Origin of the sequence: Vibrio sp. ZOR0018, assembly GCF_963865925.1 — a bacterium.
Lineage (GTDB): Bacteria > Pseudomonadota > Gammaproteobacteria > Enterobacterales > Vibrionaceae > Vibrio > Vibrio anguillarum.
The window spans coordinates 280680-295643 of sequence record NZ_CAWMCN010000118.1 but is presented as its reverse complement, the minus strand read 5'-3'; the positions used below and the strand labels follow the sequence as shown (position 1 = coordinate 295643).

Below are 14964 nucleotides of genomic sequence, written 5' to 3'. Positions count from 1 at the left end.
TTTTATTCTTTACAGGTATTGAATGTGACTTTTTTTTCTACTCTGAAACTGTTCTCTCAATCGAGAAAATCTTGGTTTTTATTACTTCTTTTTGTGGTTTTTTTTGAGGCTTGTGCGCTTTTTTTTCAGCACATCATGATGCTCGCACCGTGTGTGATGTGCATTTATGAACGTGTGGCGATGCTAGGAATTGGCGGAGCGGCTCTGCTTGGCTTAATCGCACCCAATAATCCGATTGTTCGTTGGATTGGACTCGTTACTTGGGGAGCCAGTGCTTATAAAGGTTTGACCTTAGCTCTGCAACATGTGGATTACCAATTCAACCCTTCTCCTTTTGCCACTTGTGATTTATTTGTCACTTTCCCCAGCTGGGCACCACTCAATCAATGGGCACCTTGGATGTTCGAAGCTTACGGTGACTGTTCGAAAGTGGTATGGCAATTTTTAACGCTTTCCATGCCACAGTGGCTAGTGGTCATCTATGCTGCTAACTTGCTGGTGCTCGCTTTTGTTGTTTTAGCTCAGTTCGCGAAAACCCCCGTCAATAAGCTGCGGTAATAACCTGCTTGATCAAAAAAGGCATCTCGCTAAGAGATGCCTTTTGGCTGATTCACATCGCTTACTCTGACGCAAGCAGCGGATCAACATTAATATACTTACCAATTTGTTGCCGTTTTACCGTTGGCACATAGGGTATTTCACCAAGCTTAGGTGCTGGAATGCGCGATTCCAACATTGCAATAATTTCAGCGTAATGCTCAGTTCCGGGGTTCACTCGGTTGGCTACCCAGCCAACAATCTTCAACCCGTCGGCGATAATACTTTCCGCTGTTAAAATTGCATGGCTTAAGCAACCTAGCTTAATCCCTACCACTAATACAACGGGTAGTTGTTCTTGTTTAACCCAAGTAGACAAGCAGTCCGTATCAGAGATCGGAACACGCCAACCACCAGCACCTTCGATCAACACAATGTCAGCATTCGCTTTATGCTTAGCTAATTTGCTACTGAGTACGCCATAATCAATCTCGACCTGTTCATGTTTTGCTGCGATATGTGGTGATGTAGGGAGCGCTAAAGAATATGGATTCACATCACCATAGGGCATCTCTTGGGTTGCCGCTTTCATCAGATGTAATGCATCTGAGTTGCGTAAGCCAAATTCCGTTTTTTCGCTACCAGCGGCAACGGGTTTGTAGCCAATAGTCACCAAATCCTTGGCGGCTAATGCTTGTAGAATCGCTTTTGAAGCGACCGTTTTTCCAACGTCGGTGTCCGTACCCGCAATAAAAAATGCATCAATCATCGATGTATAACCCCTAAACAAACCTGATAAGTTGCAGGTAGAAGACCTTGATGGTTTTGAAATGCTTGGTATGCCTGCTCAATTTGCAGTAGAGCACTGCGGCTTGTTAACCCTTGTGAGCGTCCACTTACGTGATTTGCACCAATTCCTTTAAGATCTCTCATCAAGGAAAAAGCTTTGTCATACCAAACTGTGATCGAAGCCAAGTCTAGTTGATGGTGGTAACCGTGAGATTGCGCTAACGCAATTTTTACCTGATTGAGTGTGATGAAATCATTGACGTGTTGATGTGTATCAATTTTTGTCCACGCTTGTTTCAGTTCAAACAGCGAACCGTCCAATAATGTCGAAAAATAAGCCATCCCTTGTGGTTTCAATACGCGGTGAATTTGTCGCAGTGGTAGAACAAGGTCATCACACCACTGCAGCGCTAAGCTAGAAAAAACGTAATCAAAAGAGGCGTTGGCGAAAGGAAGCGCCTCAGCATCTGCTTGATAATAGGTGACGCCAACATCACCACAACGTCTTTTAGCTTGTACTAGCATCTCACTGGAGAGGTCAACACATACCACATACGCCCCTCTACGCCGCAGTTGCTCTGAAAAATAGCCCGTACCACAACCAAGATCGAGCACTCTTTTCCCTACTAGACTGTGCGGCATTTTGTCCAATAAACGGTGTCCTACGTCACGTTGAAAAGCGGCATGTACATCATAATGCTTTGCCGCGCGGCTAAAAGAATGGGCAATGGCGGCTTTGTCATGCAGCGCATTTATCTCTATCGCATGAGTTTGTGACATATTCAGCTCTCCTCTAGCGCACGTTGCAGTTGTGTGGTTAGTTGATCTATGTCAGCAATAGTGTGGTTGGCGGTTAGAGTGATACGCAATCGGGCACGGCCTTGAGCCACCGTTGGTGGGCGAATCGCGGTCAACCAACACCCGTGATGTCGCAATTGATCGGCGATATTCAATGCTGTTTGCGCCTCACCAACAAGGTAAGGTTTGATTGGCGTTAGCGTTTCAACATAGCCATCGAAACCTTGCATAGATTCAGCGTAATAAGCTTGCAGCTCAGTCAGTTTTTCTCTGCGCCAAGACTGCTGAGTGACCATTGAAATAGCATGAGTTACTGCATAAGCTTGCGCTGGCGGCATGGCTGTAGAATAGACGTGGTGACGAGCAAACTGCGTAAGAAAGTCACCCACCTCTTGATTGCATAAGATAGCTGCACCCGATAACCCTAAGGCTTTGCCAAAGGTCACCACTAAGAGCTGTGGCTTTATTCCTGCCGCACTGCAACTGCCGGCCCCACCCTCGCCCAACACACCGATGCCGTGTGCATCATCGACTGCCAACCACGCTTCACCTTGCAGTGCATCCGTGATTTCGCACAGCGGTGCACAATCACCATCCATGCTAAAGACCCCTTCAGTCACCACTAACGTATGACTATCGCGGTTAAACTGTTGCTTAAGATGAGTGACATCGTTGTGCCGAAAACGCTTCATACTGGCTGCGCAAAGCATTCCTGCTTCGATCAAAGAGGCGTGGTTAAGTTTATCTTGCAGTAGCAAATCGTCTTTATTGAGCAGGCTAAACAGCAGTGCCTGATTGGCACTAAACCCCGATCCAAACAAAATGGCTCGCTCATAACCTAGCCACTCACACAAGTTAGCTTCAAGGTTGCGATGGGCTGAGCTAAAGCCTGTGACCAAAGGAGATGCGCCACTACCGCAACCATACATACTCAGCCCTTGCTGCCAAGCGGCAATCAATTCTGAGTCGTGTGCAAGGCCAAGGTAATCGTTACTGGAAAAGTTAAGATACTGGCGGCCATCTTTGCACAATCGAACCTGGTTGCCTCCCTCAAGCTCGATAAGAGAGCGAGAAAGCCCAAGCTCGCGACGAGCACTGAGCGCCGCTGAAATACGTGAATTAAACGCTGGCATCGTAGAAAAGATCATCTTTAGTAGGACGAGCTGCCACCCGTTTTACGACACGCTCAAGCAGCTCACTTTCTGCAATTTCATCCGGTTTTTGGCTCACTTGTTGGCTATTGATACCCAGTTTTTTAAACAACTGCATATCGCTATCTTCATCAGGATTAGGAGTCGTTAGCAACTTGCAACCGTAGAAAATGGAGTTTGCACCTGCCATAAAGCACAGCGCTTGCATCTGCTCATTCATATTTTCACGTCCAGCCGATAAACGCACCGCCGATTGTGGCATCATGATCCGAGCAACGGCAATCAGACGAATAAAATCAAACGCTTCGACATCTTCGGCTTGCTCTAACGGTGTGCCTTTCACTTTGACCAGCATATTAATCGGTACACTTTCAGGATGGGTTGGTAAGTTCGCTAATTCCACCAACAGGCCAGCGCGGTCATTAGCGCTCTCTCCCATACCGATAATTCCCCCAGAGCAGATCTTCATTCCTGCATCGCGCACGTGCGATAAGGTATCAAGGCGATCTTGATAGGTTCGGGTGGTGATAATGTTGCCATAGTATTCAGGTGAGGTATCTAGGTTGTGGTTGTAATAATCAAGCCCTGCACTGGCCAACTCGCTTGCTTGATCAGGCGTTAGCATGCCCAACGTCATACACGTTTCCAAGCCCATCTCTTTCACGCCACTAATCATCTCTTTCAAGAGAGGCATATCACGCGCTTTCGGGTTTTTCCACGCCGCTCCCATGCAAAAGCGGGTCGAGCCAGAGCGCTTCGCTTTTTGCGCCGCGTCTAACACCCGCTCGACTTCCATCAACCGTTCTTTATCAACATCAGTCCGGTAATGCGCACTCTGCGGGCAATATTTACAATCTTCAGGACACGCCCCCGTCTTAATAGAAAGTAACGTGCTGACCTGAACATAATTTTTGGGATGGTATTGACGATGTACTTGCTGCGCTTCAAACAGTAGATCCATAAACGGCTTTTCGACCAGTGCGTTCACCTCAGCAACGGTCCAGTTATGACGAACTTCCACATCTCTTCCTTATTCAGTTTTATTATTTTGTTGCTTGGCTAGTCTACTGACAAGCGATAAACTGTCAACAAACAAAGAAAGCATAAGTTTACGTTTGATTAATTCTTAAACAAACCCAGCAATATGGACTGATCATGGATTTACTCTTCGACCGCCAACATATCTGGCATCCCTACACTTCAACGCTGACGCCATTGACTTGTTATCCCGTCACTCACGCTCAAGGTGTCCATCTTTATTTGGAAGATGGGCGACGCTTGATTGATGGAATGTCCTCTTGGTGGGCAACTATTCATGGTTATAACCATCCACACCTTAATTACGCTGCGCATCAGCAAATTGATAAAATGTCACACGTGATGTTTGGCGGTATCACACATCAACCCGCCATTACGCTTTGTAAAAAATTACTGGCATTAGCGCCAAGCAATCTTGAGCACGTATTTTTAGCCGATTCTGGCTCTGTCGCCGTGGAGGTCGGCTTAAAAATGGCGCTGCAATACTGGCATGCAAAAGGTCAACCGCGAGCGAAATTTCTCACCTTACGCCATGGCTATCACGGCGATACGTTTGCCGCGATGTCAGTCACTGACCCAGATAACTCGATGCATTCGCTCTACAAAGGTTTTTTGCCGCAGCATATTTTTGCCGATTCGCCAACTTGCGGTTTTTGGGATGAGTGGGATGAACGCGATCTCGATGATTTTCGAGATAAAATAATGTACGCTCATCAAGAGCTTGCGGCGGTGATTTTAGAACCAATTGTGCAAGGTGCTGGCGGTATGCGTATCTATCATCCTCAGTTTTTAAAAGGCGTGCGTGCACTTTGCGATCAATATGGTTTGCTACTGATTGCCGATGAGATTGCAACTGGATTTGGCCGTACTGGAAAGCTCTTCGCCTGTGAGCACGCTAATATCGCGCCTGATATTTTATGTGTCGGCAAGGCCTTAACGGGTGGCTATATGACGCTTTCGGCCACACTGGCGACCAAGCAAGTCGCCGATACGGTTTGTGCTGGCGAAGCGGGCTGCTTTATGCATGGGCCAACCTTTATGGCTAACCCATTGGCGTGCGCTGTCGCCTGCGCTAGCTTAGAGCTCATCGAACAGGGCGATTGGCAACAGCAAACCCAGCGTATTGAAGCGCAATTTGCTCATTTACTGCCCATGCTTAACCGTTTTGAGATGGTAAAAGAGACGCGCTGGCTGGGCGCTATCGGCGTGATTGAAACGCATCGCCCTGTCAATATGGAAATCATTCAAGCGCTATTTGTTGAACAAGGGGTCTGGATCCGTCCTTTTGGCTGTTTAATCTATGTGATGCCACCGTTTATTAGCCAAGTAGATGACATTGAAAAACTGATCAACGCTGTAGTGGTGGCATTGCAAAATTCGCAATGCTTTCAAATCGATGGGGCTTAAATAGAACCGACACATACTATTGATGCATAAAAAAACCGACTCGCAAGTCGGTTTTTTTACTGTGTTTAAGGCATCATGATTAACCGATGTGCGTTGCGCCACCCATGTATGGTTGCAGTACGCTAGGAACGGCAATACGGCCATCGGCTTGTTGGTTGTTTTCCAAAATGGCTACCATAGTACGACCCACAGCAAGGCCTGAACCGTTCAGCGTGTGCACAAGCTCAGGTTTATTACCGCCTTTGCGACGGAAACGGGCTTGCATACGACGCGCTTGAAAATCCCACATGTTTGAGCAAGAGGAGATCTCACGGTATGTACCTTGCGCAGGAACCCACACTTCGAGATCGTAAGTTTTGCGAGAGCCAAAGCCCATGTCACCTGCACACAACACCACTTTACGGTACGGCAGTTCAAGCAATTTCAGCACTTTTTCCGCATGACCCGTTAACTCTTCCAGCGCCGCCATTGAATCTTCTGGGCGCGTAATCTGAACCAATTCGACTTTATCAAATTGGTGCATACGGATAAGACCACGTGTATCGCGACCATACGATCCCGCCTCAGAACGGAAACAAGGTGTATGAGCCGTCATTTTAAGTGGCAGATCGGCTTCGTCAGAAATGGTGTCACGCACCAAGTTCGTTACCGGTACTTCAGCCGTTGGGATAAGAGACAGTTTACGTGGCTCTTCATCATTCACTTTTTCAGTTAGTGGCTCAGTATGGAATAGGTCTTGACCAAATTTAGGTAGCTGACCAGTACCAAACAGGCTGTCAGCGTTGACAAGATAAGGGACATACATTTCTGTATAACCATGTTCTTGTGTGTGCAAGTCCAGCATGAACTGAGCAATCGCACGGTGCAGACGAGCAAATTGGCCTTTCATCACGATAAAGCGAGCGCCAGTAATTTTAGTCGCACTAGCAAAATCTAAACCACCGGCCATTTCACCAAGATCAACGTGATCTCTGAGCTCAAAATCGTAAGTTTTGGGTTCGCCCCAACGATAAACTTCTACGTTGTCATTTTCATCTTTACCATCAGGAACCGATTCATCTGGTACGTTGGGTACAGACATAGTAATCGCATCCAATTGTGCTTGGATGTCATTCAACTGCGCTTTTTTCGCGTCTAAGTCACTGCCTAGAGAGCCGATTTGTAGCTTGACTGCTTCTGCGCCCGCTTTGTCGCCGACGGCCATTTTTTGGCCAATTTCTTTGGAGATGGAGTTGCGCGAGGATTGTAAATTTTCAACTTCTACTTGAATGGACTTACGTTGTTCTTCAAGTTGACGAATTGTCTCAACGTCGAGTTTGAAACCGCGACGCGCTAATTTTGCAGCTGTTTCATCCAGCTCAGTGCGAAGTAATTTAGAATCCAGCATTGCTAATCCTATGCTTTTAGTTATGAAAAACGCGCCTGCATCCCTTTCTAATAAGAGCGACGCGTAGAGAAAATTGAACCCGACAAAGATAACGAAAAGAGACTATTTTTCATAGCGCTTTTGTGGGCTTTTTGCATCTAAACTAGCCAAGTAATCTAACTTTTCACCAATTTTGGTTTCTAAACCTCGATTTGTTGGCTGGTAGTAGCGTGTATCGCTCATTTCAGGCGGCAAATAACTTTCGCCAGCCGCGTAAGCTCCCGGTTCATCGTGGGCATAGCGATATTGTGCTCCATAACCAAGATCTTTCATCAAACTGGTTGGTGCATTACGCAAATGAGGCGGCACCTCATACTCTGGCAAATTATGCGCATCAGCTAAGGCTTGCTTCCACGCGCTATACACAGCATTACTTTTGGGCGCGCACGCTAAATAGACAATCGCTTGTGCAATCGCACGTTCACCTTCCGCAGGACCAACGCGGGTAAAACAGTCCCAAGCAGCGAGCGCCACCTGCATGCCTCTTGGGTCGGCGTTGCCGACATCTTCCGAAGCTATCGCCAATAAACGGCGAGCGATATAAAGTGGATCACAGCCTGCTGCGATCATTCTGGCCGACCAATACAGCGCCGCATCGGGGTTGGAACCTCGAATCGATTTATGCACCGCAGAGATAAGGTCGTACCAAATATCGCCTTTATTATCAAAGCGCGACACTTTTTCGCCTGCCACTTCGGCCAACAGTTTGAGCGTAATGAGTTTTTCACCTTGCGCATTCTCTTCGGCCATGTCGTACAGCAGCTCAAGATAATTGAGTGACATGCGCGCATCACCATTGACCAATTCAGCCAAACGTTCGAGCACGTTATCCATAAACTGCGCTGCGACTTTACCTAAACCGCGATCGGCATCGTTGATTGCTTGATTGAGCGCCAGCAAAATTTCATCGCTAGCCAGCGAGGTTAATTTGTACACCCGAGCACGAGATAGCAAAGCGTTGTTGAGTTCAAAAGAGGGATTCTCTGTCGTGGCACCAATGAAAGTCACAGTGCCATCTTCAATGTGTGGCAAAAAGGCATCTTGTTGAGATTTATTAAAACGATGCACTTCGTCTACAAACAAAATAGTACGTCGACCCGCCATTTTATTTTCGCGTGCTTTTTCAATGGCAGCACGGATCTCTTTAACGCCAGAAGTCACCGCAGAAACACGTTCAACCTCTGCATTGGCGTAATTCGCCGCCACTTCAGCTAAGGTCGTTTTACCCGTACCGGGCGGCCCCCACAAGATCATCGAATGAATATGACCAGCCTCTAATGCACGCCGCAAGGGTTTACCCACACCTAAAATGTGCTGCTGGCCAATATACTGCTCAACCGTCTGAGGGCGCATTCTAGCGGCCAACGGACGGAAATCTTCATCACCCGAAAAATCTAAGCTGTAGTTACCCACACTATAATTGCTCACGCCTTAGTCCCTATCTCAATTACGTTGATCATCAACCTCGACACCTTGCGGGATCTGGAACGTGAAACGCGCTTTAGCGGCCGGTGTTAGTTGTACATCGCTAAACGTAAACAGACTCTTCTGCCCATCTTGTTCAATCACGTTAAAACCTTTCACGATCCCTTTCTCATCAATCGCTATCTGAAACTGCCCTTGGTTTGAATCTACCGCGGTTGGCGTTAGGGTGAAATCATCACCGTTTTGTGCAACCTTATAGTGATCCCAATCACTGGCGCGATTACGAGTCAGCAACACAAAAGGAGTTTGTTCCGTCGCTTGTTCTTGATTATAAATACTCACTTGTTCGATAAATGGACTGTAATACCACAAGGTTTTACCATCAGACACCAGTAAGTTTTCATCAGGAGCGGTCGTTTGCCAACGGAAAAGGCTTGGCCGAACAATATCAACTTTCCCCTGACCTTCCATCACAATATCACCTTCAGGGCTGATCACTTGCTGGGCAAAGGTAGCGCTAAAACCAGCGTTCAGCGCGAGGCGTTGGCTCAACTCGTCTTTTGGCGCAGCCAAAACAGCGACAGAAAAACTACACAGCAACAGGGCTAACACTCTTTTCATGATTACCACACTCCATGGATAACAATTTTTTGTCTACAACGTTTTCTATAACGTCTATTGATAAGACCCCATTCTTTTAAGAAGCATTCGCTTATAAGAACAGCTCGTTTATAAGGGCTTATTGGCTTGGGTTTGTCAGCGTTTTGTTGAGATTAAACCTCAGGCGGCGTACTTTACTGGCCACAGCACTGTTTGAATTTTTTGCCACTGGCGCACGGACAAGGATCATTGCGTCCAATCTCTTTAAATGGGTTAACCCGCTGCGTTTTCATGCCGAGCATTAATTCATCAGCCATTAACGCCACTTCAGTGAGCATGACATCCAACTGCTCAGCAAAATCACTCAAACTGGGTGGTGTTGCAAAACCCGCTTCGCTCATCTGCTGCTGTGTTTGTGTTTCATCGATGGCTAACATGAAGGTGGTCAACAAAGCTTGCAGCATGCGCAGGCTGCCATCACCAATTTGAGTCTCTAACCATTGCGGTTCAACGACTGGCCAGACGCTCATAAACCCTTCAGCAAAATCAGCCCACTGAGTCGCATTATCTAGCAAGGCTAACGCCGAATATTCGCTACGTTTGAGCAAGTTATATTGCAGATTAATTTGCGCCATCACCGCTGGTTCAAGTGCTTTGACTTGCTCCCCCACTAAAGGTTCTAACCAAGTTGTGGGTTCTAACGGCTTAGTGGCGAAATTGGATGCCAAAATAGCCCCTTCAAAAAAATGAGCGGATTGAGGAGTTGATTGAGGAAGAGAGAGCAATGAGTAGGTCATGAAAATCTGTACAGTTAAAATGGTTGACCAGGGATTATATACCAACTCTTGCATTTAGTGACTTTTGATTCGGTAACCACTACAATCTCGCCTCGAATTTTTAAGGCGAAATGATGATGCGTGTAATTTTGGGCCCAATGGAGGGTGTGCTAGACCACTTGATGCGTGAACTGCTCACCCAGATGAATGATTACGATCTGTGCGTGACTGAATTTGTGCGTGTCGTTGACCAATTATTGCCTGACCACGTTTTTTATCGCCTTTGTCCTGAACTGAAAACAGGCTCAAAAACGCAAGCAGGTGTTCCCGTGCACGTTCAACTGCTCGGCCAAGAGCCACATTGGATGGCAGAAAATGCCGCACGAGTTGCTGAATTAGGCGCGCACGGCATTGACTTGAACTTTGGTTGCCCAGCGAAAACGGTCAACAAACACAAAGGCGGTGCGGCGCTGTTACAACATCCGGAATTGATTTATCAAGTGGTAAAATCATGCCGAGATGCGGTACCGAAAGCGATCCCTGTTTCGGCTAAAATCCGCTTAGGTTGGGAAGACCCTAACGACTGCTTTGAAATTGTCGATGCGATTGAACAAGCTGGAGCAAACGAGCTCACAGTTCATGCCCGAACAAAAGCGGGCGGTTATCGCGCCAGTGAAATTAAGTGGGATTACATTAATCAGATACGCCAGAAGACGTCTCTGCCTCTGATCGCTAATGGCGAAATTTGGAACTATGACGATGGTCAAGCCTGTATTAAAGCGACGGGCGTAGAGTCATTGATGGTTTGTCGAGGCGCATTCAACGTTCCCAATTTAGGCAATGTGGTGAAACATAACCATAAAGTGATGCCTTGGCATGAAGTGGTTGATCTGCTCCTGCGCTATTCGCAATTTGAAATTAGAGGCGATAAAGGCTTTTACTATCCCAACCGAGTCAAGCAATGGTTTACCTACTTGCGTCAAGAATATCCTCAAGCTAACGAGCTATTTCGCGAAATCAGGACCTTCACCAAATCGGAACCTATCGTGGAGCACATTCAGCGTTACCGTGATCGGTTACAAAACACCTTGTAATGCGTTTTCTTCAGGCTTTCTCAACATCACGCCGAGAAAGCCTGTTGCTGCTTAGTCAACCACTGTGTTAACTAACCCTCTGTGATAACGAAATAAAACCATTAACTGAGTAGAAGGCTATCATCTGCCAGCTCTTCGCCTCGAACTTTCGAAAACATTTCCAGTAGATCAGGCACTTTCATATTGGCACGCTGCTCACCAGACACATCAAGAACAATTTCACCTTGGTGAAGCATTACAGTGCGATCACCACACGCTAAGGCATCTTTCATCGAGTGCGTTACCATCATCACCGTCAAGTTAAATTCTTTGACGATTGTTTTGGTCAAATCAATGATAAAGGCCGCCATTCTAGGGTCCAGAGCCGCAGTGTGCTCATCAAGCAGTAACAATTTACTGTCAGATAAGGTTGCCATCACTAAGCTAACCGCTTGACGCTGCCCACCAGACAGTAGGCCGATGTTATCGCCTAAACGATCTTCTAATCCCAAACCAAGGATAGCGATTCGCTCTTGAAACAACTTGCGACGTGATGAAGAAAGTGACAGCCCCCACCCTCGGCGCTTGCCGCGCATGTAGGCTAAAGCCATATTCTCTTCAATGGTTAAATCGCCACATGTACCGGCAAGTGGGTCTTGGAACACGCGAGCGCATAAACGTGCACGCTGATCCACGCTCTGGCGCGTGACATCGACTTCATCGATGAGTACTTTGCCTGCCATCATGGGCGTTTCGCCCGTTACAGCGCCTAATAAGGTCGATTTCCCTGCACCATTTGAGCCAATCACAGTTAAAAATTGATGTTCAGGTACTTCGAGGTGAACACCTCTTAACGCTCTATTTTCTAAAATTGTGCCAGGGTTAAACGTGACTTGAATATCTTCTAAACGAATCATAATGTTTCTCCTGACGCTTTATCCTGCTTAGCAACAACCGACTTCTGAGCAGGAGAATTACCCTTTTTTGCTTTGAAGTTCCTTTTCATTTTTGGCGCAATCAGTGCAATGGCCACCAGCACAGCAGTAACTAAGTTGAGATCAGACGCCTGCAAACCGAACATGCCCGAGCTCAAAGCAAAGGCGACCGCTAAACGGTACAGCACTGAACCGACAATGACCGCCAGCACTGCAACCCAGATCCGGCGCCCAGGGATCAACGTCTGCCCCAAGATCACAGCAGCAAGGCCAACTACAATCGTCCCTACGCCCGCAGTTACATCAGCAAAACTGTTGGTTTGCGCAAACAGTGCCCCAGCAAAACCGACAAAACCATTCGATAACGCAAGAGCAAAATAGGTATAAAACGAGGTGCTTCCGCCTTGTGCTCTCACCATGCGGGCATTAACGCCCGTAGCACGCAGTCCAAGTCCAAAGTCACTGTTTAATAATCGCACCACAAACCAGGCCGACATCAAGACCAATACACCCACGACCAGCGGGCGAATGTAAACCGAGTCGCCCATGGCTTCAAAGGGCGTAAGAATGGTCTCCTCCCCAAGCAGAGCAATATTGGGGCGTCCCATAATACGAATATTGATGGAGAAGGCGGCAATCATGGTGAGAATCGACGCCAATAGATGCAAAATACCGCAGCGAACCGCAAGAAATGCAGTCACCCAACCGGTAAAGGCACCCGCAAGTATTGCCATTCCTGTAGCGACCCAAGGGTTAATACCTGCCACAATCGCCGTTGCGGCCACCGCAGCACCCATCGGGAAGCTGCCGTCAACGCTTAAATCGGGGAAATCAAGGACACGGAAAGTGAGGTAAACACCCAATGCCACTAATCCGTACAGCAGCCCTATCTCTAGAGCGCCAAAAAAAGCAAAAGCAGACATAACAACTCCTTTCTCTGCTTAAACAGAGCTAAAGCCTTCGCTCTAGCTCTGAATGGTCTTTATTTTACGCTCGTAGCACGATCAAGTACTGACTGAGGAATCGTTACGCCCAGTTTTTCCGCTGCGGTTTTGTTGATCATTAAATCAGACCCTTTGGCCACTTTAACATCCAGTTTACCCGGTGCTTGGCCTTCCAAGATAGCGACAACATAGTCCGCGGTTTGTACGCCAATTTGGTAATAATCAAAGCCAAGGCTAGCAATCGCTCCGCGTTCAACATAAGAGGTTGCTGCGCCAAATACTGGGGTCTTAGCTTGGTTTGCCGAAACAATCATCCCTTCAATCGCACTGGCGACGGTATTATCAATTAAGGCATAGATAATGTCTGATTTTGAGGCAATCGCCTGTGTCGCAGTTTGTACGTCTGCGCTTTTTAAGGCTGTCGCTTCAATAAGTTTAATGCCATGTTTTTGAGTGCTCGATTTAAGCAGTTCCATCAAGCTCACTGCATTGGCCTCACCAGGGTTATACACTACGCCGATAGATTTCACGTTTGGCATGATCTCTTTGATCAGCTCAACGTGCTGTTCAACTGGCGATAGATCAGAAAGCCCGGTCACGTTCTTACCCGGCTGCTCAAGTTTTTTCACCAATTTAGCACCGACAGGATCGGTCACCGCCGTGAACACGACAGGAATAGTTTTGGTTGCAGAGACGAGCGCTTGCGCCGTGGGGGTTGCGATGCCGACTAACACATCAGGATTTTCCCCGACAAATTGGCGCGCAATTTGAACAGCAATAGCTGGGTTGCCTTGCGCGGTTTTAAAATCAAAATCTAGATTTTTGCCTTGTTCATAACCTTTTGCTTTTAAACCATCAAGTAAACCTTGTCTGGTTGCGTCTAAAGCTGGGTGCTCAACAATTTGCGATACGGCGACTTTCGCTGTTTTGGCCATGATGCTTGTGGAAGAGAGTAATACTGCTCCTGCAAAAACGGCGGTAACAATGGCTTTGCCTGCTTTCATCTTAACTCCTTGATTTAAGCATTATACCCTTCCTACTTAAAGCGGTAGCAGTGCTAGCAAATGCGCTCATCCCGTTAAACACTGTTAACCTGTGCCACATTAGGATTCATCCCATTGCAGATTGCTTACAACTTCATATTGTTTGGGTATACATGTTGGATGTTGTGTTTTTAATATTTTTATGTACGCGCACTGAGCGTCGCTGACAACATTATTACCAGTAACTCAGGCTAAAGGGAAGTGAGGTTTAACAGTAAAGTAACAAAAAGAGAGATAAGAATAAGGCGAAAGTTGAATAACAAAGAGGAGTTCACTGCGGAAGTCCTCTTTGCCTTTTATTCACATGCTACCTGGGTGGCTAGAACCAGCGTTCTAACGCGGCGTCATCTAACTGACGGAATGCTCGGTTGAGGATAGCAGCCAGCTCTTTGTATCTCGGTTTCGCTTTGATTGGCTCTAAAGCAAAACCAGTATCGACAATCTTCTGGTACAGCTCTCGGTACCACCCAGCAAGCGAAGGTGGAAGTTGGGTATTGGCGCGGTTTCCCAGCCACCACATACCTTGTAGCGGTAAGCTTATGGCAAAAAGTGCCACTACCACTGCTTGGGGCATCGCCTGTGTATTTTCAAAAACCATCTGTGTCAGTACACTGATTGCGGCGATAGCTGGCATAGCCTTAACGCCAAAACGCGTGGCTTTAATGATCCGTTGCTCAGGAAAAATGAGGCCTAGCTCTTTGCGCACAGGCCAAACATCCATATATTTCTGACCATCTTTCAGGCTGTGAACGATTCCAACTTTGTTATTCATAGCGCGCCCTCACTCTCGATGCTGCCCATTCAACTAAAAAATAGTTTAATGATTCAACTAATCTAGTAAAAAATTGATAGAAGTTAATATTATTTCAATTTTTTTTTGTTATATTGGCCCATTATCGCTATTCTTTGCGAGCCCTCAATCTCATTGTTGCCGTTATTTACAATTTAGGCAACTCCGAGATGAAATCTGCAAGGAATGCATCGACGACTTTACGTTAAAAGCCCCGTCTCATTATACGGAA

At 46.9% G+C, this 14964-nt stretch carries 15 protein-coding genes; 3 read left to right on the top strand and 12 right to left on the bottom strand.

Features of this window, described 5'->3' with window-relative positions; translation table 11 throughout:
- The first annotated feature begins 18 nt into the window (after positions 1–18).
- Positions 19–558: a disulfide bond formation protein DsbB gene (gene dsbB / locus AACR75_RS13000; protein WP_013856513.1), complete on the top strand. Its 540-nt coding sequence runs from the start codon at positions 19–21 to the stop codon at positions 556–558.
- A gap of 61 nt (positions 559–619) precedes the next feature.
- Here the strand turns inward: dsbB and bioD are convergent, their stop codons facing one another.
- The 4 genes from bioD to bioB are packed head-to-tail and all read right to left on the bottom strand — an operon-like array spanning position 620 to position 4296.
- Positions 620–1306, bottom strand: coding sequence for a dethiobiotin synthase (gene bioD, locus AACR75_RS12995; protein ID WP_047687958.1), 687 nt, complete (start codon positions 1304–1306; stop codon positions 620–622).
- A complete protein-coding gene (bioC, locus tag AACR75_RS12990) occupies positions 1303–2106 on the bottom strand; it encodes a malonyl-ACP O-methyltransferase BioC (RefSeq protein WP_047687956.1) in 804 nt (267 codons plus the stop codon). The genes bioD and bioC overlap by 4 nt, the downstream gene beginning before the upstream one ends.
- A gap of 2 nt (positions 2107–2108) precedes the next feature.
- Positions 2109–3272 (bottom strand): 8-amino-7-oxononanoate synthase, encoded by a 1164-nt coding sequence (gene bioF / locus AACR75_RS12985; RefSeq protein WP_047687954.1) that lies wholly within the window; start codon positions 3270–3272, stop codon positions 2109–2111.
- A complete protein-coding gene (gene bioB / locus AACR75_RS12980) occupies positions 3244–4296 on the bottom strand; it encodes a biotin synthase BioB (RefSeq protein WP_017048088.1) in 1053 nt (350 codons plus the stop codon). Before bioB ends, bioF begins: the two co-directional genes overlap by 29 nt.
- Before the next feature lie 134 nt (positions 4297–4430).
- On the opposite strand from bioB, the gene bioA reads away from it, so the two are divergent.
- Positions 4431–5720, top strand: a complete 1290-nt coding sequence (gene bioA / locus AACR75_RS12975) for an adenosylmethionine--8-amino-7-oxononanoate transaminase (RefSeq protein ID WP_047687952.1) — start codon at positions 4431–4433, stop codon at positions 5718–5720.
- A 79-nt stretch (positions 5721–5799) separates the two neighbouring features.
- Here bioA and serS read toward each other — a convergent pair whose 3' ends face one another.
- From serS to AACR75_RS12955, 4 genes are all read right to left on the bottom strand, one after another.
- The gene (serS, locus tag AACR75_RS12970; RefSeq protein WP_047687950.1) at positions 5800–7107 is read right to left on the bottom strand and encodes a serine--tRNA ligase; all 1308 of its coding nucleotides are present in this window, start codon (positions 7105–7107) and stop codon (positions 5800–5802) included.
- Between the two features lie 102 nt (positions 7108–7209).
- Positions 7210–8559 carry a replication-associated recombination protein A gene (locus tag AACR75_RS12965; protein ID WP_026028684.1) on the bottom strand — a complete coding sequence of 450 codons (1350 nt, stop codon included), beginning with the start codon at positions 8557–8559 and terminating at the stop codon, positions 7210–7212.
- A 30-nt stretch (positions 8560–8589) separates the two neighbouring features.
- Positions 8590–9192: an outer membrane lipoprotein chaperone LolA gene (gene lolA, locus AACR75_RS12960; RefSeq protein ID WP_047687948.1), complete on the bottom strand. Its 603-nt coding sequence runs from the start codon at positions 9190–9192 to the stop codon at positions 8590–8592.
- Between the two features lie 173 nt (positions 9193–9365).
- Positions 9366–10022, bottom strand: coding sequence for a YecA family protein (locus AACR75_RS12955; RefSeq protein WP_052190313.1), 657 nt, complete (start codon positions 10020–10022; stop codon positions 9366–9368).
- A 62-nt stretch (positions 10023–10084) separates the two neighbouring features.
- Here AACR75_RS12955 and dusC point away from each other — a divergent pair, with 62 nt between their 5' ends.
- Complete coding sequence (dusC, locus tag AACR75_RS12950) at positions 10085–11041, top strand: tRNA dihydrouridine(16) synthase DusC (RefSeq protein WP_088718024.1); 957 nt, start codon at positions 10085–10087, stop codon at positions 11039–11041.
- A gap of 101 nt (positions 11042–11142) precedes the next feature.
- On the opposite strand, the gene AACR75_RS12945 is transcribed toward dusC, so the two are convergent.
- The 4 genes from AACR75_RS12945 to yfbV all read right to left on the bottom strand — a co-directional run bounded on the left by AACR75_RS12945 (position 11143) and on the right by yfbV (position 14714).
- The gene (locus AACR75_RS12945; protein WP_010319725.1) at positions 11143–11937 is read right to left on the bottom strand and encodes an ABC transporter ATP-binding protein; all 795 of its coding nucleotides are present in this window, start codon (positions 11935–11937) and stop codon (positions 11143–11145) included.
- The gene (locus AACR75_RS12940; protein ID WP_047687946.1) at positions 11934–12878 is read right to left on the bottom strand and encodes an ABC transporter permease; all 945 of its coding nucleotides are present in this window, start codon (positions 12876–12878) and stop codon (positions 11934–11936) included. Before AACR75_RS12940 ends, AACR75_RS12945 begins: the two co-directional genes overlap by 4 nt.
- 59 nt (positions 12879–12937) lie before the next feature.
- Complete coding sequence (locus AACR75_RS12935) at positions 12938–13903, bottom strand: ABC transporter substrate-binding protein (protein ID WP_013856501.1); 966 nt, start codon at positions 13901–13903, stop codon at positions 12938–12940.
- A 358-nt stretch (positions 13904–14261) separates the two neighbouring features.
- A complete protein-coding gene (gene yfbV, locus AACR75_RS12930; protein ID WP_013856500.1) occupies positions 14262–14714 on the bottom strand; it encodes a terminus macrodomain insulation protein YfbV in 453 nt (150 codons plus the stop codon).
- Between the last annotated feature and the right edge of the window lie 250 nt (positions 14715–14964).